Origin of the sequence: Pseudomonas sp. 28 E 9 (assembly GCF_900004785.1) — a bacterium.
Lineage (GTDB): Bacteria > Pseudomonadota > Gammaproteobacteria > Pseudomonadales > Pseudomonadaceae > Aquipseudomonas > Aquipseudomonas orientalis_A.
Map to the genome: position 1 here is coordinate 84,954 of NZ_CVTK01000047.1, position 19,570 is coordinate 104,523.

Below are 19,570 nucleotides of genomic sequence, written 5' to 3' on the forward strand. Positions count from 1 at the left end.
GGGGCATTTTCATTTGTGGGGCGGTAGACGCTCAGTACCTGTTAGGTTCCATCTCAAGCTCCACCCCGAAGCGCTCGGCAATGTCCTGCTGGATACGCAGCGCCAGGTTGGCAATATCCCGCCCGGTGGCTGAGCCGTAGTTCACCAGCACCAGCGCCTGCATTTTATGCACGCCGGCATCGCCATCACGAAAGCCCTTCCAACCCGCCTTGTCGATCAGCCAACCGGCGGCGAGCTTGACTTGCCCGTCTGCCTGAGGGTAAGCCACCAGGTCCGGATACTGGCTTTTCAACTCGGCAGCCAGGGCCTGGGGCACCAAGGGGTTTTTGAAAAAACTACCGGCATTGCCCAGCTCTGCCGGGTCCGGCAATTTTTCGCGGCGAATACTGCAGATCGCCTGGCTCACATCCTTCGGCGTGGCCTCGGTGATGCCCTGCGCGGCCAGGCGCTGTTGCACCGGGCCGTAATCGAGTTTCAGGTGACTGGCGCGACTCAGGGCGAAGCGTACCCGCAGGATCAACCAACGCCCGACTTCGTGCTTGAACAGGCTGTCGCGGTAAGCAAACTGGCATTCGTCCAGGCTGAAATCGCGCAGCTCGCCCGTCTGGCGATCCAGCGCCGTGAGGCCGGCAAACACGTCCTTGATCTCGACGCCGTAGGCGCCGATGTTTTGCATCGGCGCGGCACCGACCGTGCCGGGGATCAGGCTGAGGTTTTCCAGGCCGCAAAAACCCTGTTCCAGGGTCCACGACACAAAGGGGTGCCAGGCTTCGCCCGCCTCGGCTTCAATCACCACGTGCTCGCCATCATCGTGCAGTACGCGAATGCCCTGGGTCGCCATGCGCAACACCAGGGCGGGCACGTCCCGGGTCAGCAGCAGGTTGCTGCCGCCGCCGATCACCAACAGCGGCACACTGTGCGCGTCGGCGTAGGCCAGGGCGTCATGCACATCGGCATCACTGCGGGCCTCGGCAAACAGCTGGGCGCGTACGTCGATGCCAAAACTGTTGAATGGCTTGAGCGATACCTGCGCTTGTACGTGCAAGGTCATAGCCGGCCCTTCAATTCGATCACCAATGAATCACAGGCGCGCTCGATCAGGTCCAGCACCCGGTCAAAGCCTTGTTCGCCTTCGTAGTAAGGGTCTGGCACCTCGTCCACTTCGCCGTCGAAGCGGCGCAGGAACAAATCCAGCTGCGCCTTACCCTGCGCAGGCTGCATGGCTTTGAGGTTGCGCAGGTTGCTGTGGTCCATGGCCAGGATCAGGTCATAGCGCGCAAAATCAGCGCGGCTGACCTGTTGGGCACGCTGGGCTGACAAGTCATAGCCCCGCGCCAGCGCTGCGCGTTGGCTGCGCAGGTCCGGTGGGTTGCCGATATGCCACTCCCCGGTCCCCGCCGACGCCACCTCAACCTGATCGGCCAGGCCGGCTTCGCGCAACTTGTGGCGCAAGACGCCTTCGGCGGTGGGCGAACGGCAGATATTGCCCAGGCAGACAAACAGGACTTCCATCAAGCCCCCAGCAGGCGACGGACGCGCTCAAGATCTTCCTGGGTATCGACGCCTGCAGGCGGTGCTTCCAGCGCATCGCCCACGTGGATACGCACGCCGTGCCACAAGGCCCGCAGTTGCTCCAGGGATTCGGTGTTTTCCAACCAGCACGGGCCCCAGCTGACGAAGTCATGCAGGAAACCGGCGCGATAGGCGTAGATGCCGATGTGGCGGCGGTACGGCACGCCTGGCGGCAGTACGCCGGGGTTGCTGGCAAAGGCGTCCCGCGCCCAGGGCAGGGTCGAACGGCTGAACGTCAGGGCCAGGCCGTTGATATCGCTGACCACTTTCACCACGTTCGGGTTGAACAAGGTTTCACTGTCTTCGATCGGTTCGGCCAGGGTCGCCATGCGCGCTTCGCCATGGGCCGCCAGATTGGCGGCGACCTGGTCGATGACGCTGGGCGGGATCAACGGCTCGTCACCTTGCACGTTCACCACGATGGCGTCGGGCGCCAGGCCCAGTTGCGTAGCCACTTCGGCCAGGCGATCGGTGCCGGAATTATGGTCTTCGCGGGTCAGCACCGCCTCGGCACCGAACCCCTTGCAGGCTTCGATGATGCGCGGATCGTCAGTCGCCACCACTACCCGCTCAGCGCTGCTTTTGCAGGCCTGTTCCCACACCAACTGGATCATCGGCTTGGCGCCGATCATTTGCAGCGGCTTGCCCGGCAGGCGGGTCGACGCGTAGCGCGAAGGAATCACCACGGTAAAGGCGGTAGTCATTTATCCAGGCGCTCATCGGTGGTCAGGGTGCGCGCTTCGCTCTCGAGCATCACCGGAATGCCGTCACGGATCGGATAAGCCAGGCCGGCACCTTTGCTGATCAGCTCGGTTTTATCGGCGCTGAGCTTGAGCGGGCCTTTGCAGATCGGGCAAGCAAGGATGTCGAGCAATTTGGTGTCCATGGGTATGTCCTGGAAATAAGCGGTTTAAGGCAAAAAACGGTTGGGCAGCAGGCGCATCAGTTGTGTGTCGAACCAGGCGACAAACGCCGGCGACGGCAGCGCATCCACCGCAAGGTACCACCAGTCGGGCCGGGCGAAGGCGCGGCACTTCACCGCGTCCTTTTCAGTCATGACCAGCGGCCAATGCGGTGTGAAATCCAACACCTGGGCACTGTAGGGCGCGTGGTCGGCAAACGCATGGGGGATCGGCTGCCAGTGTAGCGTTTCAAGGGTAGTGAAGAAACGTTGCGGATTGCCGATACCGGCAACCGCGTGTACCTGCTGGCCTGGCGGAAAGTAGGTAACCGGCTGCCGCTCGCCACTGTGCAGGTTGATCAGCGCCGCAGGCGCAAGGCCAAAGGCAAAGCCGTCTTCGCGGTCCTCGGCGGCACCGTTATAGAGCAGCGCATCCACGCTGTGCAGGCGCTCGACCGGCTCGCGCAACGGCCCGGCCGGCAGGCAACGACGATTGCCCAGGCCACGGGCGGCATCGATCAGTACCAGTTCGAGGTCGCGGGCCAGGCGGTAGTGTTGCAGGCCGTCGTCGGAAAGGATCAGGTCCAGGGGTTCGCTGGCCAACATCGCGTTCACCGCGCGGCTGCGGTCCGGATCGATCATCAACGGGACACCGCAGCGCTGCACGATCAGCAAAGGTTCGTCGCCGGCCACGTCGGCACTCTGATCGGCTTCGACTCGCCAGGGCAACTGTGGCGGCTTGGCGCCATACCCTCGACTGACCACGCCCACGCGCAGGCCACTGCGGCGGCAGTGCTCGATCATCCACAGGATCAGCGGCGTCTTGCCCGTGCCCCCGACGGTGATATTCCCCACCACCACAACGGGCACCGGTGCCTGATAGATAGCGCCCTCGCCCGCCAGGAAGCGCGCGCGCTTGCGCAGCACCACCCGGCGATACAACGATTCCAGCGGCCGTAACAGCACGAGCGCCGGATGGCCCTCATACCAGGCCTTGAGCAAACGATCGGACATGGCCATCAGGGTGGGCTCGCCGCCTCGACGGTGGTCATGCGCAGATGACTGAAACCGAGCTTGCCGGCGGCGTCCATCGCGGTAATCACAGCCTGGTGCTGGGTCTTGCCGTCGGCACTGATCGACAGTGGCAGGCTGGTATCGCCGCCGGATTCCTTCTGCAGGGCTTGCATCAGGCTGGCCAGGTCGTTTTTCTCCAGCAACTGGTTGTTCACCGAAAACACCCCATCGGCGCTGATGGCAATGTCCAGTTGCTTGACCTGCTGGTCTTCGGCCGGCGAGCCGCTGACGGCTTCGGGCAAGTCGACGCGCAGCTGGGTTTCCCGGGTGAACGTGGTGGTGACGACAAAGAACAGCAGCAGGATAAACACCACGTCAATCAGCGACGCGAGGTTGATATCGACATTTTCCCGTCGCTTGCGGCGAAATTTCACGCTTTGCCCTCGACCAGGTCCACATCACGGTCGCCCTGCACCACTTCCACCAGCTTGATGGCTTCCTGTTCCATGCCGACCACCAGTTCATCGATGCGCCGTTGCAGGAAGCGGTGGAAGAACACCGAAGGGATACCCACCATCAGGCCCGCGGCCGTGGTGATCAGTGCCTTGGAAATACCACCGGCCAGCACGGCGGCGTTGGTGGTCATGCCCGAGCCCATGAACGAGCTGAAAATATCGATCATACCCAGCACCGTGCCCAGCAAACCGAGCAGCGGCGCCATGGCGGCGATGGTGCCTAGGGCGTTGATGTAGCGCTCCAGTTCATGGATCACCCGTGCGGCGGCTTCCTCGATGCACTCTTTCATGATCTCGCGACCATGCTTGGAGTTGGCAAGGCCGGCTGCAAGGATTTCACCCAGCGGCGAATTGGCGCGCAGCTCCTTGAGCTTCTCTTTGTCGAGCTGCTTGTTCTTGATCCAGCCCCAGACTTGCCCCAGCAGATGCTCGGGGGTGACGCGACTGGCGCGCAGGGTCCACAGGCGTTCGGCGACGATGCCGAGTGCGGCGATGGAACTCATGATGATCGGCAACATCATCCAGCCGCCGGATTTGACCAATTCCCACACAGTGAATGCCCCCTCGAAAAAGTGCGCCACTTTATCATATAGGTTCGGCGGCAGGGTTCGTTGGCCGCAGACCAGGCTGTCGCAGCCTGCGGTGTTTGGTAACGCCGGATTACGGCAACGGTTCGCGCCAGAACCGGCGTTGACTGCGCGCAACAATGGCGGGCTGGAAGGCGCCCAACTGAAAGCGCACGGCCCCGTGTTCCGCGCTGTCGTATAGTCGGCTGCCCTGGGCCTGATAGCGCGCGACCACTTGCACATGAGGATGACCGAAGGCGTTGCCCCGCCCTCGGGAAATCAGCACCGACTTTGGCGCAAGCCTTTGCACAAAGGGCTTGGATGACGAGCTGCGGCTACCATGATGGGGCGCTTGCAGCCAATCGGTTGGCACCGCCAGCGGCGTATCAAGCAAGGCGCGCTCCGCTGCGCTGTCGATATCGCCGGTGAGCAACAGCCGTTCACCCTTGGCCTGCACCTGCAACACACAGGACTTTGGATTGCCACTTATGGCGCCGGACCACTGCCACAACACGAAGGACACACCATCCCACTCCCACCGTTCGCCACTGATACAGGGCCCGGTCCCCAGAAATGCCGGCAACCCCTCGGTTTCGCCGCCTACCACGCGTGCGATGGGCAAACCACGGGCTATCGCTGCCGCGCCACCGGCGTGATCGGCATCGGCATGGCTCAGCAGCAGCATGTCCAGCCGCTGTACCCCGAGCTTTTTCAATGACGGCAAAACCACGCGCGCGCCCAGATCGACCGCCCCGGAACGCGGCCCTGCATCATAAAGCAGCGCATGATTGCGGGTGCGCAGGATCAGCGCCTGCCCCTGGCCGACATCCAACTGCACCACCCTCACCTGCCCGTGGGGTACCGACTCCCTGGGAGGAAACACCGCCAGCAACAGCATGGGCCAGCCCAGCAACCGAAACGGCACCCCCTTGGGCAGTAGCAGCAGCAGCGCGCCCAGCAGGCTGGCCAGCCAATACACCAGCGGCACCTGGGCCGGCGTCCAGGCCGGCAACTGCCCGGCGAGCAGGGCCAGCACGTTGAACCACCCTTCCAGCGCACCGCCGGCCAACCAAAGCAGGCCGTCGCCGATCACCGGCACCCACAACAGCACCGTGCCGAGCAGCGCCAAAGGCAACACCACCAGACTGATCCAGGGTACGGCGAACACATTGGCCACCGGCGCAATGAGGCTGATGGGTAAACCCAGCACCAGCAGGATTGGAAACAGGCCGATAGCAATCAGCCACTGGGGACGCGTCCACGCCTGCCAGAGACTCCAGGGGCCCAGCCGCCCGCCGAACGTCAGGATCAGGATCGCAACCGCCGCAAATGACAACCAGAAGCCCGGCGTCAGACTGGCCAGCGGCTCAAGCAGCAGTACGCCATTGAACGCCAGCAATAACGGCCACCACGCGCCCAGCTGTCGAAAGCGCAGCCGCCACAGCAACACCAGCCCGACCATCACGCAGGCCCGCTGCACCGGCACGCCAAACCCCGCCAGCAGGCCGTAACCCAGCGCTGCGGCAAAGGCCAGGCCGCAGGCCCACGGCAGCCATGGCAGGTGGCGCGGCCAGCAACCGTAACGGGCCATCCCGGCCACCAGTGCGTAGATCAGCCCGGCCAGCAAGCCGATGTGCTGACCGGAAATGACTAACAAATGCACGGTGCCGGTGTCTTGCAACACCTGCCATTGCTCCGCCCGCAGCCCGGAACCGTCACCCAGCACCAAGGCCGCCAGGGCGGCCTCATGGGTTTGCGCATCGGCGGCCATCAGGCGTTGACGCAGGCTGTCGCGCAAGGCGTTGCGGGCCGGCGCCAGGCGCTGGCCGTCTTTCACCGAGCCCGTGGCCCCGATGCGTTGCGCCAGCAGCCAGGCCTCGTGGTCGACGCCATGAAAATTGAGCAGACCGGACGGCCGCTTGAGGGTGACAGCCAAGCGCCAGCGTTCCCCACTGCGCACCGGCGGCCCGCCGTGCCAGGAGACACGGATGCGCTTGGGCAGCCGGGCCTTGCGCGACCGGCTGTCGGCCAATTCAAAACGCACACCGGTGTCCGTCTGTTGCGGCAACCCGACCACACGCCCCTCCACCCAACGGGTCTCGCCGTCCAGCGCCGGGCGCAATCGGTCATCCAGTGCCCACTGCGCGCTGATGCAAGCCCAGCTCAAGCCCAGCAGGAAAAACGCCAGCGGATAGGTGCGAAACGGCAGCAGCATCAAGGCCAACACCGGCATGGCCAACAGCCATCCGGTGGGCGGCAACGCCGGAAGAAAGCGCAGGGTCAGTAACCCCAGCGCGAGCGCGAACATCCCTGTCCTCATGAATCATTCCTTTCAATGACTCATCCAGTCTTAGCCGGAGTTCCCAGGGGCGCCTTTGATGTTTTGTCACAAAGTCTGAATTTTCTGTTTATAGAATACGCGCATACTTGCCCCTCGAACTGACCTGGACCCCCTATGCCCCGGCGCTTATTCAAACGGTACATGCCCGACCCCAGCAGTATCAGGGAACACAAGTCATTACAGTTTCTTGGCACCCTGCTGCATGATCCGAACCTCTGGCACCTGAACCGGCACTCGGTGGCTCGCGCCATGGCCGTGGGGTTGTTTGCCGCATTTATCCCTATCCCGTTGCAGATGTTGCTGGCCGCGATCCTGGCGATCGTGGTGCGCGGCAACATGCCGATTGCCGTCAGCCTGGTGTGGCTGACCAACCCGGTGACGATGCCGGTGGTGTTTTTCTGCACCTACATGACCGGCGCCTGGTTGATGAACGTGCCGCCACGCAGCCTGCCCGATAACCTCACCTGGGAATGGATCAGCGGCGAGTTGAGCACAATGTGGCAACCATTCCTGCTGGGCTCGGTGGTCTGCGGGTTGGTATTGGGTGCCCTGGCCTACTGCCTGACCATGGGATATTGGCGCTGGTGGGTCACGCACCAGTGGAAGAAGCGCAAATTGCGCCGCCGCTGAGGGCTAACGGGCAGGCAGGTGCAGATGTACGCGCCGGCACTGCGCGCAATGCGCAAGCCCGGGCCGTGAACCGTCCAGCCCGATAACGGGCGCGAAGATACATTCCAAGTCAGCCTCATCGGTACCTCCCCCTGATCCTCCCGCCAGACGCCGGCCGGCGCCGAATCGCCCGAAGATTGCTACATGTCACTAATTTACGAGATTCCCGAGGGCGCAAATGGCTACACTGCGCACGTGGCGTGGGCCGGATGCCTGCGTGGATGATTGATATCAATGTGGTAGCAGGAGAGTGGCGTGCTTAGAAGAATGGGAATAAAAGGCCGCGTACTGTTGCTGACTTTATTGCCGACCAGCCTGATGGCCCTGCTGTTGGGAGGCTACTTCACCTGGATGCAGCTCTCCGAACTGCAGACGCAATTGCTGCAACGCGGCGAAATGATCGCCGAGCAGTTGGCGCCGCTGGTCGCACCGGCCCTGAGCAGCAGGAACACGGACCTGCTGGAGCGCATCGCGACCCAATCCCTGGAACAACCGGATGTGCGCACGGTGTCGATCCTGGCGCCGGACCGCTCGTCCCTGGCCCATGCCGGCCCGACCATGCTCAATCAACCGCCCACCGGCAACAGTTCGCATCTGCTGCAGCGCAGCGGCAATGATGCCACCCGCTATCTGATGCCAGTGTTTGGCCGCCATCGCAACCTGGCGGGCGAGCTGATCCCGGATGAGTCCGACCGCCTGTTGGGCTGGGTCGAAGTGGAACTGTCCCACAACGGCATGTTGCTGCGCGGCTATCGCAGCCTGTTCGCCAGCCTGCTGCTGATCGCCATCGGCTTGATCTGCACCGCGGCGCTGGCCCTGCGCATCAGCCGCACCATCAATTCGCCGATCGGCCAGATCAAGCAAGCCGTGGCCCAGCTCAAGGACGGCAACCTGGAAACCCGTCTGCCGCCGTTGGGCAGCCAGGAGCTGGATCAGTTGGCGTCGGGCATCAACCGCATGGCCGAAACCCTGCAAAACGCCCAGGAGGAATTGCAACACAGCATCGACCAGGCCACCGAGGATGTGCGCCAGAACCTGGAAACCATCGAGATCCAGAACATCGAGCTGGACCTGGCCCGCAAGGAAGCCCTGGAAGCCAGCCGGATCAAATCGGAGTTCCTGGCCAATATGAGCCATGAGATCCGCACCCCGCTCAACGGCATCCTGGGCTTCACCCACTTGCTGCAAAAAAGCGAATTGTCGCCGCGTCAGCTGGATTACCTGGGCACCATCGAAAAATCCGCCGACAACCTGCTGGGTATCATCAACGAAATCCTCGACTTCTCGAAGATCGAAGCCGGCAAACTGGTGCTCGACAGCGTGCCCTTCAACCTGCGCGACCTGCTGCAAGACACCCTGACCATCCTCGCTCCCGCCGCCCACGCCAAACAGCTCGAACTGGTCAGCCTGGTCTACCGTGACACGCCGCTGTCACTGGTGGGCGACCCGCTGCGCCTCAAGCAGATCCTGACCAACCTGATCAGCAACGCGATCAAGTTCACCCGCGAAGGCACCATTGTTGCCCGCGCGATGATCGAGGATGAACAGGAAGACAGCGTGCAGCTGCGCATCAGCGTGCAGGACACCGGCATCGGCCTGTCCAACCAGGACGTGCGTGCGCTGTTCCAGGCCTTCAGCCAGGCGGACAATTCGCTGTCGCGCCAGCCGGGTGGCACCGGCCTGGGCCTGGTGATTTCCAAGCGCCTGATCGAACAGATGGGCGGCGAAATCGGCGTCGACAGCACACCGGGCGAAGGCTCGGAGTTCTGGATCAGCCTGAACCTGCCCAAGACCCGCGACGACGTTGAAGACTTGCCCAGCGCGCCGCTGCTCGGACGCCGCGTGGCCGTGCTGGAGAACCACGAGCTGGCGCGCCAGGCCCTGCAACACCAGTTGGAAGACTGCGGCCTGGAGGTGACCCCGTTCAATACCCTGGAAAGCCTGACCAACGGCATTACCAGCGCGCACCAGACCGAACAGGCGATTGACCTGGCAGTGCTCGGCGTCACCGCCAACGACATCCCGCCCGAGCGCCTCAACCAGCACTTGTGGGACCTCGAACACCTGGGCTGCAAGGTGCTGGTGCTGTGCCCGACGACCGAGCAGATGCTGTTCAACCAATCGGTGCCCAACCCCAACAGCCAGTTGCAGGCCAAGCCCGCGTGTACGCGCAAGCTGCGCCGGTCCCTGGCCGACCTGATCAGCCCGCGCCCTTTGCGCAGCGAACCGGGCGAGCCATTGTCCAGCCGTGCGCCGCGCGTGCTGTGCGTGGACGATAACCCGGCGAACCTATTGCTGGTGCAAACCCTGCTTGAAGACATGGGCGCCAAGGTCATGGCCGTGGAAAGCGGCTATGCGGCCATTGACGCGGTCAAGCAGGAAACCTTCGATCTAGTATTGATGGACGTGCAGATGCCGGGCATGGACGGGCGCCAGAGTACCGAAGCGATTCGGCAATGGGAAAGCGAACGCCATGGCACGCCACTGCCGGTGGTCGCCCTCACCGCCCATGCCATGGCCAACGAAAAACGCGCCCTGCTGCAAAGCGGCATGGACGATTACCTGACCAAACCCATCAGCGAGCGGCAACTGGCCCAGGTGGTGCTGAAATGGACCGGCCTGGCCCTGCGCAACCAAGGGCCGGAACGCGTTCCCGAAGGCCCCGGCCCAGGCGTGCAACTGCTGGTGCTGGACCATGAGGAAGGCTTGCGCCTGGCCGCCAACAAGGCGGACCTGGCGGCCGATATGCTCGCCATGCTGCTGGCCTCGCTGGAAGCCGATCGCCTGGCGATCACGGTCGCCCGTGAAGCCAATGACAATCATGCCCTGATCGAACGCGTCCATCGTCTGCATGGCGCCACACGCTACTGCGGCGTGCCGCAATTGCGCGCGGCCTGCCAGCGCGCCGAAACCCTGCTCAAGCAGGATGACGCCAAGGCCATGGCTGCACTGGATGAACTGGACATGGCAATTGCACGGTTGGCCAGTGAAGCGCGGGTCAGTGCCTGAGGCTTTTTTCATGTGGGGCTTTGCCTTGATGCCTGTAGGAGCGAGCTTGCTCGCGAAAAACTCCCAGGCACCGCGTTCATTCAGACGGCACGCGTTATCGTTGACGTTTTTCGCGAGCAAGCTCGCTCCTACAGGCATTTTTCACGTGTAAATCGCAGGGAGCCTCTTTTAATGCGCGTCATTCTTTTCAGCAGCCAAGCCTACGACCGCGACAGTTTCAGCGCTGAGCCACTCCCCCAGGGCATCGAGCTGCAATTGCAACCCGCCCGCCTCAACCTCGACACCGTGGCCCTGGCCGAACACCACCAGGTAGTCTGCGCCTTTATCAACGATGACCTCAGCGCCCCGGTACTCGAGCAACTGGCCAAAGGTGGCACGCGCCTGATTGCGTTACGCTCGGCCGGCTATAACCATGTCGACCTGCGCGCCGCCAAGCGCCTGGGCCTGAGCGTGGTGCGCGTACCGGCCTACTCGCCCCACGCCGTTGCCGAGCATGCCGTCGCGCTGGTGCTGGCCCTGAACCGGCGCCTGCACCGCGCCTACAACCGCACCCGCGATGGCGATTTCAGCCTGCACGGGCTCACCGGGTTCGACCTGGTCGGCAAAACCGTCGGCGTGGTCGGTACCGGGCAGATCGGCGCCACCTTCGCCAGGATCATGAGCGGTTTCGGCTGCCGGTTGCTGGCCCACGACCCCTTCCCCAATCCTGAGGTCCAAGCCATGGGCGCGCGCTACGTGAGCCTGCCCGAACTGCTCGCCGAGGCGCAGATCATCAGCCTGCATTGCCCGCTGACGGCCGACAGCAGGCACCTGATCAACGCCGACACCCTGGGCCACATGCAACCGGGCGCCATGCTGATCAATACCGGCCGCGGTGGCCTGGTCGACACGCCGGCGCTGGTGGAAGCGCTCAAGAGCGGCCAACTCGGTTACCTGGGGCTGGATGTCTATGAAGAAGAGGCCCAGCTGTTTTTCGAGGACCGCTCGGATCTGCCCCTGCAGGACGACGTGCTCGCCCGCCTGCTGACCTTCCCCAATGTGATCATCACCGCCCACCAGGCCTTCCTGACGCGCGAGGCACTGGCGGCGATTGCTGGCACTACACTGGCCAATATTGCGGCGTGGGCCGACGGCCGTGCGCAGAACCTCGTCGAGGGATGATCAGCGGTCACATACCGGGCTCATGATAGTCCGGCACCCGTGATAGGATGCCGCGCCTATTTGGAGGATCCATGGCCGAACACGATTTCCGCTTCAGCTTGCTGAGCCCGCAACACACCCTGATCGAATGCCGCGCCCTGGTGCCGGGCCGTTATCAAGTCACCGGCAACGGTGGTTCGATCAAGCATGGCGACGTGCTGATCGTCACCCTGCGCGGCAGCAAAACCCTGTCGATGCGCCTGACCGTGGAAGGTGACGCGCGCTATTCCATCCGCCCGGCGGGCCAGTGGGTCGCCATGGCCCAGGGGCCGAAATTCGGCGAGTTGGAGATTCACACCTGGAAGGTCAATTGCGACAGCTGCGACAGCGTGCTGGAGTTCGAATTCGCGGTGGAAACCAAGCTCACCCAGGAACCGCTGCAACCGGCCGCCAATGCCCGCATCAAAGCACTCGGCTGGGCCAGCGAAGGCGACAGTCACCGCTGCCCGAAATGCCAGCAGGCCGCGCAATGAAGGGCCTGCTGCTGCTCGCCGCCATGGGTACGGCCCTGAGCGGCTGCGCCGGCGATGCGGTCAAGCTCAAGCAGGATCACAGCTATGTAGTGGAGTGGATCGGCGAGCGGCCGTTGATGGACTACGCGCACCTGACCGTGACCCTCGGTGCCGATGGTCGCGCCTATGGCAATGGCGGCTGCAACCACTGGTTTGCGCAGTACACCCTTGAAGGCGACAAGCTCAGCTTCGGCCCGGTCGGCAGCACCCGCAAACTGTGCGCCGAGGCGCTGATGGAGCAGGAGCACCGCTTCTTCCAGGCCCTGCAAGGCGTACAGCGCTGGGATATCTCGCCGATCGAGCAGACGCGGTTCTGGCCCGCCGAAGGCAAGCCGATTCGCTTGTGGCTTGAAGAAGGCTGATATCTCCAATCTTTAGTTTGATGGGGTTCCAAATGTGGGAGGGGGCAAGCCCCCTCCCACACTTTAACCGCGCAAGGCCTTGAGTTTGGCCAACACGCCCTCTGCCGTCTGCTCACCCATCAGTTGCTCGCGCACCTTGCCCTGGTCATCGATGATGTAGGTCACCGGCAGCGCCTCGCTGCGCGGAATATCGAAGATGCCCTCCGGGTTCTGCGCCAGCACGGTGAACTTGATACCCAGCTTGTCACTGGCAGCCTTGAGTTCCTCACCCTGCACATTGTCGAAGTTGACCCCGAACACGCCCACGTTCTGCGCTTTCAATTGTTCGGCCAGGGCATTGAGCTCGGGAATTTCCGTACGGCACGGGCCACACCATTCGGCCCAGTAATTGACCACCAGCCACTGCTTGTCCAGGCGTTCGGCCGGCACTGTCCGGCCGTACTGGTCAACGCCGTAATCGTTACCGCAGCCGCTGAGCAGCAGGGTTGTGATGATCGCCAATGCACCGATCAGTCGCCTTGTCATGGGGTAATCCTTCGCAAAAATGAACGTTGGCTGCGGCCTATCGCCTCTGACGGTTTAAGGACAGGCGCCAGCACGGGTAGAATACCCGCCACCTTACGCAAGATGCGACCCGCACATGACCGATCTGACGCTTTATCACAACCCGCGCTGCTCGAAATCCCGCGGTGCGCTTGAACTGCTCGAAGCTCGCGGCCTCACGCCAACCGTGGTGCGCTATCTGGAAACGCCGCTGAACGCGGCGCAATTGCAGGCCCTGCTGGCCAAACTTGGCCTCAGTGCCCGCCAATTGTTGCGCACCGGCGAAGATGAATACAAAAGCCTCAACCTGGCCGACGACAGCCTCAGCGAAGCGCAACTGGTCGCCGCTATCGCCGCACACCCCAAGTTGATGGAGCGCCCGATCCTGGAAACCGCCGATAAAGCCATCATTGGCCGCCCGCCGGAAAACGTGCTGGAGATCCTGCCGTGACTGCGCCCTACGTGCTGGTGTTGTATTACAGCCGCAATGGCTCGGTCAGCGAAATGGCCCGGCAGATTGCCAGGGGCATCGAGCAGGGCGGCATGGAAGCCCGGCTGCGCACCGTGCCGGCGATCTCCACCGAGTGCGAGGCCGTGGCGCCGAGTATCCCGGACGAGGGTGCGCTGTATGCCAGCCTGGATGACCTGAAACACTGCTCGGCCCTGGCCCTGGGCAGCCCGACACGTTTCGGCAACATGGCCGCACCGCTCAAGTACTTCCTCGACGGCACCAGCAACCTGTGGCTCACCGGCGCCCTGGTCGGCAAGCCCGCCGGCGTGTTCACCTCCACCGCCAGCCTGCACGGCGGCCAGGAGACCACGCTGATGTCGATGCTGCTGCCGCTGCTGCACCACGGCATGCTGATCACCGGCCTGCCCTACAGCGAACAGGCGCTGCTCGACACCCAGGGCGGCGGCACGCCCTATGGCGCCAGCCACCACGCCGGGCCTGACGGCAAGCGTCTGCTCGACCCGCATGAAATCAGTCTGTGTCGCGCCCTGGGCCTGCGCCTGGCCAAGACCGCCACACTGCTGGAGAACGGCGTTGGCCAGAAAGCCTAAGGTCCTGCCGTCCCAGGCGTGGCTGGAACCACGGGTCAAGCTGGCGCGCGCACTGAGTCTGCTGGCGTTTTTCGGCCTGGTGGGCTTGTTGTGCGCCTATTACCTGTTCGTCGCCGACCTGCACGGGGCGCGCCCGTGGGTGATCCTGCTGATCGAACTGGTGCCGCTGCTGGTGTTGGCGCCAGGGATGATCACGGGCAGCGCGCGCGGGCATTCGTGGATGTGCTTTGTGGTGAACCTGTATTTCATCAAGGGCGCACTGGCCGCGTATGACCCGAACCGCCAGGGCTTCGGAGTGCTGGAAATGCTGGCGAGCCTGGCGGTGTTTTGTACGGCGCTGTTGTATGTGCGCTGGCGGCATCAGTTGAATCGACGCTTGGCGCAAGCCTGACGATCAGTGGTTGACGGTGTAGGCCAGCATCATCGACAACTGGCACATTGGCCGCCCACTCTCGGCATGCCATTGGTTGAACGCGCCCTGCACCGTCGCCAAATCCCGCAGGCTGGTCGGCGCCTTGTCGACGATCTTCTGCGCGTTCAACGCCGCCACCACGTCATCGCTCGGTACAAACGTATCCTTGCCCACCATGCGCAGGAAACGCGGGGCCGACAGCCCGCCCAACTGGTGGCCGTGCTTGCTCAGGTACTTCCACAGCCCAACGATATCGGTCACCGGCCAGTCGGCGACAAACGCACCGAAGCTGCCCTTTTCCTGCTCGATATCCAGAATCATCTGCGCATTGCGCGGCACGCTCTTGAGCTTGCCCAGGTGACGGATGATGCGCGTGTCCTGCATCAGCCGTTCCAGATGCTCGGCGCCCATCAGTACGACTTTTTCCGGATCGAAGCCGAAAAATACCTGTTCGAACGCCGGCCATTTCGCGTCGACCACACTGTGTTTCAAGCCCGCCCGGAACACCCGCAGCGCCAGGGTCGACAGGTAGCGATCATCGCTGATCTTGCGCAATTGCGCCGGCGTCTTGGGCACAGGCAGATGGGCTTCCAGCTTGGCCGCCGAACCGAAGCGGTTCAGACAATATTCGTGCAGCCACTTGTAATCGCGCATGCCCTCTCCTGGCAGTTGAATGGAAAACGGCGCCCGCAAGCGCCGTGTACTAGAGCCTCGATGCGGCTCAGAGGTTCACTACATTGACGAAACGCGAGGCGGCCGTCTCATCGATTTTCAAGCTGGCGAAGTCGAACAGGTTGCGATCGGCCAGTTGCGACGGGATCACATTCTGCAGGCTGCGAAAAATACTTTCGGTGCGCCCCGGGGTCTTGCGCTCCCACTCGTGCAGCATGTCCTTGACCACCTGGCGCTGCAGGTTTTCCTGGGAGCCGCACAGGTTGCACGGAATGATCGGAAATTGCTTGAAGTCGGAATAAGCCTGGATGTCCTTCTCGTTGCAATACGCCAGCGGGCGGATCACCACGTTGCGTCCGTCATCGGCGCGCAGTTTGGGCGGCATGGCCTTGAGCGAACCGTTGAAGAACATATTCAGGAAGAAGGTTTCGACGATGTCGTCGCGATGATGCCCCAGGGCCATCTTGGTCGCGCCGATCTCATCGGCAAAGGTATAGAGCGTGCCACGTCGCAGGCGCGAGCACAGCGAGCAGGTGGTCTTGCCTTCCGGAATCAGTTCCTTGACCACCGAGTACGTGTCTTTCTCGACAATGTGGTACTCGACGCCCAGCGCTTTCAGGTAGGCCGGCAGCACATGTTCGGGAAAGCCGGGCTGCTTCTGGTCCATGTTGACGGCAACGATCTCGAACTTGATCGGTGCGACCTTTTGCAGGTGCAGCAGCACGTCGAGCAGGGTGTAGCTGTCTTTGCCGCCGGAGAGGCAGACCATGACCTTGTCGCCCTCCTCGATCATGTTGAAATCAGCGACCGCTTCACCGGCCAGGCGACGCAGGCGTTTTTGCAGTTTGTTCTGGTTGACCGTAAGAGTGCCCATGGCGCTTGGATCCGCTAAAGGTGTGTGACGAAAAGCCGAGCATTTTACCGGTATGAACGACCAAGTTCCAATGTGGGAGGGGGCTTGCCCCCTCCCACATTGGATCGCATTGTCATCGACAGACCACGTGGCGATTAAGCGCTGCATTTACAGCGCGATTTACTCTAAAGGCCCTACAGTCTTCCCGGGTATCACTTCCTATACTGCGACGTGAGGTCGCACAACTATCCAGACCTTGCAGGCCAGTTGGCCGGTGGGCGCTCCGATGGGGGCGATAGGAATAACGACAGGAGTGACTGGCATGATCCATCACGTCGTGGGGCTGTTTACCCATCCCGATCAGGAATGGCGGGAAATTCGTGGCGATAAAGAAGAAAGCATCAGCCACATGTACCTCACTCACACGCTGGTTCTCGCAGCGATCCCCGCCATTTCCGCGTTTATCGGCACCACCCGGGTCGGCTGGGTCATCGGCAACCGCGCCCCGGTGATGCTTACCCAGGAAAGCGCGCTGTGGATGACCCTGATGTCGTACGCCGCCATGCTGGGCGGTGTGGCGGTGATGGGCGCGTTCATTCACTGGATGGCCCGCACCTATGACGCCAACCCCAGCATGGCGCGTTGCGTGGCCTTTGCCACCTACACTGCGACGCCCCTGTTTATCGGCGGGCTGGCGGCGCTCTATCCGCACATGTGGCTGGGTATGGTGGTGGGGACCGCAGCGATCTGCTACACGGTGTATCTGCTGTATGTGGGCTTGCCGACGTTCATGAGTATCGACCCGGATGAAGGTTTTCTGTTCTCAAGCTCGGTATTGGCCGTCGGCCTGGTGGTGCTGGTGGCGATCATGGCGTTTACCGTGATCGTCTGGGGCCTGGGCGTCGGGCCCATCTACACCAGTTGAGCCCCAGGCATGCAGGCAAAGCCACCGAAAAGGTGGCTTTGTGCGTTAGCCATGACCATTCGGCGCCTGAGAGATTCGGAACCCCCCTGCTTTGCGGCATACTGGGCGTCTCTGGAGATATGTACAGCATGCCCGAGCAACTCAATACCCGCGTCGAAGAGTGTTTCCTGCAAGCCGAATCCTTTTTCAAACGAAGCTTCAAACGCCCCACCGTCAGCCTCAAGCTGCGGGGCCAGAAAGCCGGTGTCGCGCATTTGCACGAAAACCTGCTGCGCTTCAACCCTCAGCTCTACCAAGAAAACAGCCAACACTTCCTCAAACAGACCGTGGCCCACGAAGTGGCGCACCTGATTGCCCACCAACTATTTGGCGAGCGCATCCAGCCCCATGGAGAGGAATGGCAGTTGATCATGCGTGGGGTCTACGAACTGCCGCCGGACCGTTGTCACACCTATGCGATCAAGCGTCGCCAGGTGACTCGCTATATCTACCGGTGCCCGTGTGCCGACAGTGACTTTGCGTTTTCAGCCCAGCGCCATGGGATGGTCGACCAGGGGCGGCGGTACCTGTGTCGGCGGTGCCGGCATACTCTTGTGTTCACTGGGGAGACTCGGGTGGAGTGAGGGCCTCATCGGGGGCAAGCCCCCTCCCACATTTTGAATGTATTCACAAACCAAAGGTGGGAGGGGGCTTGCCCCCGATTGCGCCAGAACAGTCACCCAATCACCTTGGCCTGCCGCAAATCCGCAATCCGCTGAGCACTCAACCCCAACTCCACCAACACTTCATCACTGTGCGCACCGACCGGCGCCCCAATATGCCGTGGCGCCGGCAAACCCTCGGAGAACTTCAGCGGACAGGCCATCTGCGCCTGGGTCGAACCATCGCCCCTCGGCACCTGGCTGATCAAATCGCGCGCCTGCAACTGCGGATGCGCCAACGCTTCACTCATGCTCAACACCGGTTCGACACACGCATCCACGCCCGCAAATAACGCGCACAGCTCGGCAAAGCTGCGTTTTTCAAACTCCACCTGCAACGCCCGCTTGAGTGCCGGCTGCTGCTCAGGCTTCACACCGTGCGCCGCCAGCTCCGGTCGCCCCAGGGTTTCACACAACTGCTGCATGAACGCCGGTTCCAGGCTGCCCACCGACATCCAGCGCCCGTCACGGGTGCGGTAGTAATCGTAAAAACTGCCGCCATTGAGCACATGGCTTTCCCGCTCCGGCTCCACCCCGCAGGCCAGGTAGCCCGCGCCGGCCATGGCGTTCAGGCTGAACGAGCAGTCGGTCATGCTCACGTCCAGGTATTGACCGACGCCGCTGTGCTGCCGCGCAACCACCGCCGCGAGCACGCCCACCACCGCATGCAGGGACCCGCCGCCCACATCCGCCAGTTGCACGCCCAGCGGCAACGGCCCACTGTCCCGCCGCCCGGTGTGGCTGGCCACGCCTGCGACAGCGAGATAGTTGATGTCGTGACCGGCGCGGTCCCTGTAGGGGCCGGTCTGGCCGTAGCCGGTGATCGACACATAGATCAGCCTGGGGTTGATCGCCTTCAGGGCGGCGTACCCCAGGCCCAGACGGTCCATGACCCCGGGGCGGAACTGTTCGATGAGGATATCGGTGCCCTTGACCAGCTCGAAGACGATCTGCAGCGCCTCGTCCCGCTTGAGATCCAGCGCCAGGCTGCGCTTGTTGCGATTGAGATAGGCATGGCTCGCCGACGTGTCGTGATCATGGGGCGGCCACACGCGCAACAGGTCCGGCCGCGTCGGTGATTCGATGCGCAATACGTCGGCGCCCATGTCCGCCAGCATCAGCGAGGCGAACGGGCCGGGCAGCAGGGTGGAAAAATCCAGCACTTTGAGGGACGCCAAGGGACCTGACATACAAACTCCGTTTGCGATTGGACTGGCCACAGCGTAGTCAGCCTTCGGCGCCGGCGGCAATCGTCAGAACGATCAAGCGCAGTGACCGTTTTGATCACGGCGGGCTTTTTCGTCGCGGCGGCTTTATGATTGGCCCACGTTTGTTCGCAGAGTGTTCCATGAAGTTCGCGATTGCAGTGTTTTGCGCCGCCCACGCGCCCGCCTCGCGCCGCGCCCTGTTGTTCGCCCAGGCGGCCCTGGCCGGCGGGCATGAGATTGTGCGGCTGTTTTTTTATCAGGATGGCGTGTACAGCGCCGCCAATAATATCGTCGCGCCCCAGGACGAGCAGGACATCGCGCGCCAGTGGCGCGAACTTGTCAGCACCCACCAACTCGACGGCGTCGTGTGCATCGCCGCCGCCTTGCGCCGTGGCGTGCTCAATGCCGAGGAAGCCACGCGCTATCAACGCAGCGCGGTGAACCTGGACGCGCCCTGGGCCTTGTCGGGCCTGGGGCAGTTGCATGATGCGATCCAGGACGCCGACCGCCTGATCTGTTTTGGAGGTGCGTGA

At 62.8% G+C, this 19,570-nt stretch carries 23 protein-coding genes; 11 read left to right on the plus strand and 12 right to left on the minus strand.

Annotated features, from left to right (window positions below; genetic code table 11):
• Positions 1-31: 31 nt before the first annotated feature.
• The 8 genes from murB to BFQ00_RS14405 form a co-directional block, all read right to left on the minus strand.
• Positions 32-1,051, minus strand: a complete 1,020-nt coding sequence (gene murB / locus BFQ00_RS14370) for a UDP-N-acetylmuramate dehydrogenase (protein ID WP_065933891.1) — start codon at positions 1,049-1,051, stop codon at positions 32-34.
• The gene (locus BFQ00_RS14375) at positions 1,048-1,512 is read right to left on the minus strand and encodes a low molecular weight protein-tyrosine-phosphatase (RefSeq protein ID WP_065894967.1); all 465 of its coding nucleotides are present in this window, start codon (positions 1,510-1,512) and stop codon (positions 1,048-1,050) included. Before BFQ00_RS14375 ends, murB begins: the two co-directional genes overlap by 4 nt.
• Positions 1,512-2,276: a 3-deoxy-manno-octulosonate cytidylyltransferase gene (gene kdsB / locus BFQ00_RS14380; protein ID WP_065933892.1), complete on the minus strand. Its 765-nt coding sequence runs from the start codon at positions 2,274-2,276 to the stop codon at positions 1,512-1,514. Before kdsB ends, BFQ00_RS14375 begins: the two co-directional genes overlap by 1 nt.
• Positions 2,273-2,458, minus strand: coding sequence for a Trm112 family protein (locus tag BFQ00_RS14385; RefSeq protein WP_003174668.1), 186 nt, complete (start codon positions 2,456-2,458; stop codon positions 2,273-2,275). Before BFQ00_RS14385 ends, kdsB begins: the two co-directional genes overlap by 4 nt.
• Positions 2,459-2,482: 24 nt before the next feature.
• The gene (lpxK, locus tag BFQ00_RS14390) at positions 2,483-3,493 is read right to left on the minus strand and encodes a tetraacyldisaccharide 4'-kinase (RefSeq protein WP_065933893.1); all 1,011 of its coding nucleotides are present in this window, start codon (positions 3,491-3,493) and stop codon (positions 2,483-2,485) included.
• The gene (locus tag BFQ00_RS14395) at positions 3,493-3,921 is read right to left on the minus strand and encodes an ExbD/TolR family protein (RefSeq protein ID WP_065933894.1); all 429 of its coding nucleotides are present in this window, start codon (positions 3,919-3,921) and stop codon (positions 3,493-3,495) included. Before BFQ00_RS14395 ends, lpxK begins: the two co-directional genes overlap by 1 nt.
• The gene (locus BFQ00_RS14400) at positions 3,918-4,553 is read right to left on the minus strand and encodes a MotA/TolQ/ExbB proton channel family protein (RefSeq protein ID WP_065885051.1); all 636 of its coding nucleotides are present in this window, start codon (positions 4,551-4,553) and stop codon (positions 3,918-3,920) included. Before BFQ00_RS14400 ends, BFQ00_RS14395 begins: the two co-directional genes overlap by 4 nt.
• Before the next feature lie 109 nt (positions 4,554-4,662).
• On the minus strand, positions 4,663-6,888 hold the full coding sequence (locus tag BFQ00_RS14405; protein ID WP_065933895.1) for a DNA internalization-related competence protein ComEC/Rec2: 2,226 nt from the start codon (positions 6,886-6,888) through the stop codon (positions 4,663-4,665).
• Between the two features lie 135 nt (positions 6,889-7,023).
• Here BFQ00_RS14405 and BFQ00_RS14410 point away from each other — a divergent pair, with 135 nt between their 5' ends.
• The 5 genes from BFQ00_RS14410 (at position 7,024) to BFQ00_RS14430 (ending at position 12,661) form a co-directional block, all read left to right on the plus strand.
• A complete protein-coding gene (locus BFQ00_RS14410) occupies positions 7,024-7,539 on the plus strand; it encodes a DUF2062 domain-containing protein (protein ID WP_065933896.1) in 516 nt (171 codons plus the stop codon).
• A gap of 294 nt (positions 7,540-7,833) precedes the next feature.
• Positions 7,834-10,587: a response regulator gene (locus BFQ00_RS14415; protein WP_065884986.1), complete on the plus strand. Its 2,754-nt coding sequence runs from the start codon at positions 7,834-7,836 to the stop codon at positions 10,585-10,587.
• A gap of 171 nt (positions 10,588-10,758) precedes the next feature.
• The gene (locus BFQ00_RS14420) at positions 10,759-11,748 is read left to right on the plus strand and encodes a 2-hydroxyacid dehydrogenase (RefSeq protein WP_065933897.1); all 990 of its coding nucleotides are present in this window, start codon (positions 10,759-10,761) and stop codon (positions 11,746-11,748) included.
• 71 nt (positions 11,749-11,819) lie between these two features.
• Positions 11,820-12,260, plus strand: coding sequence for a hypothetical protein (locus BFQ00_RS14425; RefSeq protein WP_065884984.1), 441 nt, complete (start codon positions 11,820-11,822; stop codon positions 12,258-12,260).
• Complete coding sequence (locus tag BFQ00_RS14430; protein ID WP_065933898.1) at positions 12,257-12,661, plus strand: META domain-containing protein; 405 nt, start codon at positions 12,257-12,259, stop codon at positions 12,659-12,661. Before BFQ00_RS14425 ends, BFQ00_RS14430 begins: the two co-directional genes overlap by 4 nt.
• 63 nt (positions 12,662-12,724) lie before the next feature.
• Here the strand turns inward: BFQ00_RS14430 and BFQ00_RS14435 are convergent, their stop codons facing one another.
• The gene (locus BFQ00_RS14435; protein WP_065884982.1) at positions 12,725-13,186 is read right to left on the minus strand and encodes a TlpA family protein disulfide reductase; all 462 of its coding nucleotides are present in this window, start codon (positions 13,184-13,186) and stop codon (positions 12,725-12,727) included.
• A 115-nt stretch (positions 13,187-13,301) separates the two neighbouring features.
• Between BFQ00_RS14435 and arsC the strand changes: the two genes are divergently transcribed.
• From arsC to BFQ00_RS14450, 3 genes are read left to right on the plus strand one after another with little or no spacing between them, the layout of a single operon-like run.
• Positions 13,302-13,655, plus strand: a complete 354-nt coding sequence (gene arsC / locus BFQ00_RS14440) for an arsenate reductase (glutaredoxin) (RefSeq protein WP_065933899.1) — start codon at positions 13,302-13,304, stop codon at positions 13,653-13,655.
• Complete coding sequence (gene wrbA / locus BFQ00_RS14445; protein ID WP_065884980.1) at positions 13,652-14,266, plus strand: NAD(P)H:quinone oxidoreductase; 615 nt, start codon at positions 13,652-13,654, stop codon at positions 14,264-14,266. The genes arsC and wrbA overlap by 4 nt, the downstream gene beginning before the upstream one ends.
• Positions 14,250-14,657, plus strand: coding sequence for a DUF2069 domain-containing protein (locus BFQ00_RS14450; RefSeq protein ID WP_065933900.1), 408 nt, complete (start codon positions 14,250-14,252; stop codon positions 14,655-14,657). Before wrbA ends, BFQ00_RS14450 begins: the two co-directional genes overlap by 17 nt.
• A 3-nt stretch (positions 14,658-14,660) precedes the next feature.
• Here the strand turns inward: BFQ00_RS14450 and BFQ00_RS14455 are convergent, their stop codons facing one another.
• The gene (locus BFQ00_RS14455) at positions 14,661-15,332 is read right to left on the minus strand and encodes a DNA-3-methyladenine glycosylase I (protein ID WP_034106798.1); all 672 of its coding nucleotides are present in this window, start codon (positions 15,330-15,332) and stop codon (positions 14,661-14,663) included.
• Positions 15,333-15,399: 67 nt separating this feature from the next.
• Entirely contained in the window at positions 15,400-16,224 is an 825-nt protein-coding gene (gene ttcA / locus BFQ00_RS14460; RefSeq protein WP_065933901.1) for a tRNA 2-thiocytidine(32) synthetase TtcA, read from the minus strand.
• A 301-nt stretch (positions 16,225-16,525) separates the two neighbouring features.
• Here ttcA and BFQ00_RS14465 point away from each other — a divergent pair, with 301 nt between their 5' ends.
• Both BFQ00_RS14465 and BFQ00_RS14470 read left to right on the plus strand, forming a co-directional pair.
• A complete protein-coding gene (locus BFQ00_RS14465; protein ID WP_057721811.1) occupies positions 16,526-17,128 on the plus strand; it encodes a Yip1 family protein in 603 nt (200 codons plus the stop codon).
• A 128-nt stretch (positions 17,129-17,256) separates the two neighbouring features.
• A complete protein-coding gene (locus BFQ00_RS14470) occupies positions 17,257-17,751 on the plus strand; it encodes a SprT family zinc-dependent metalloprotease (protein WP_065934061.1) in 495 nt (164 codons plus the stop codon).
• Between the two features lie 92 nt (positions 17,752-17,843).
• Here the strand turns inward: BFQ00_RS14470 and BFQ00_RS14475 are convergent, their stop codons facing one another.
• Positions 17,844-19,019: a CaiB/BaiF CoA transferase family protein gene (locus BFQ00_RS14475; protein WP_065933902.1), complete on the minus strand. Its 1,176-nt coding sequence runs from the start codon at positions 19,017-19,019 to the stop codon at positions 17,844-17,846.
• Between the two features lie 158 nt (positions 19,020-19,177).
• On the opposite strand from BFQ00_RS14475, the gene tusD reads away from it, so the two are divergent.
• Positions 19,178-19,570: a sulfurtransferase complex subunit TusD gene (gene tusD / locus BFQ00_RS14480; RefSeq protein WP_065933903.1), complete on the plus strand. Its 393-nt coding sequence runs from the start codon at positions 19,178-19,180 to the stop codon at positions 19,568-19,570.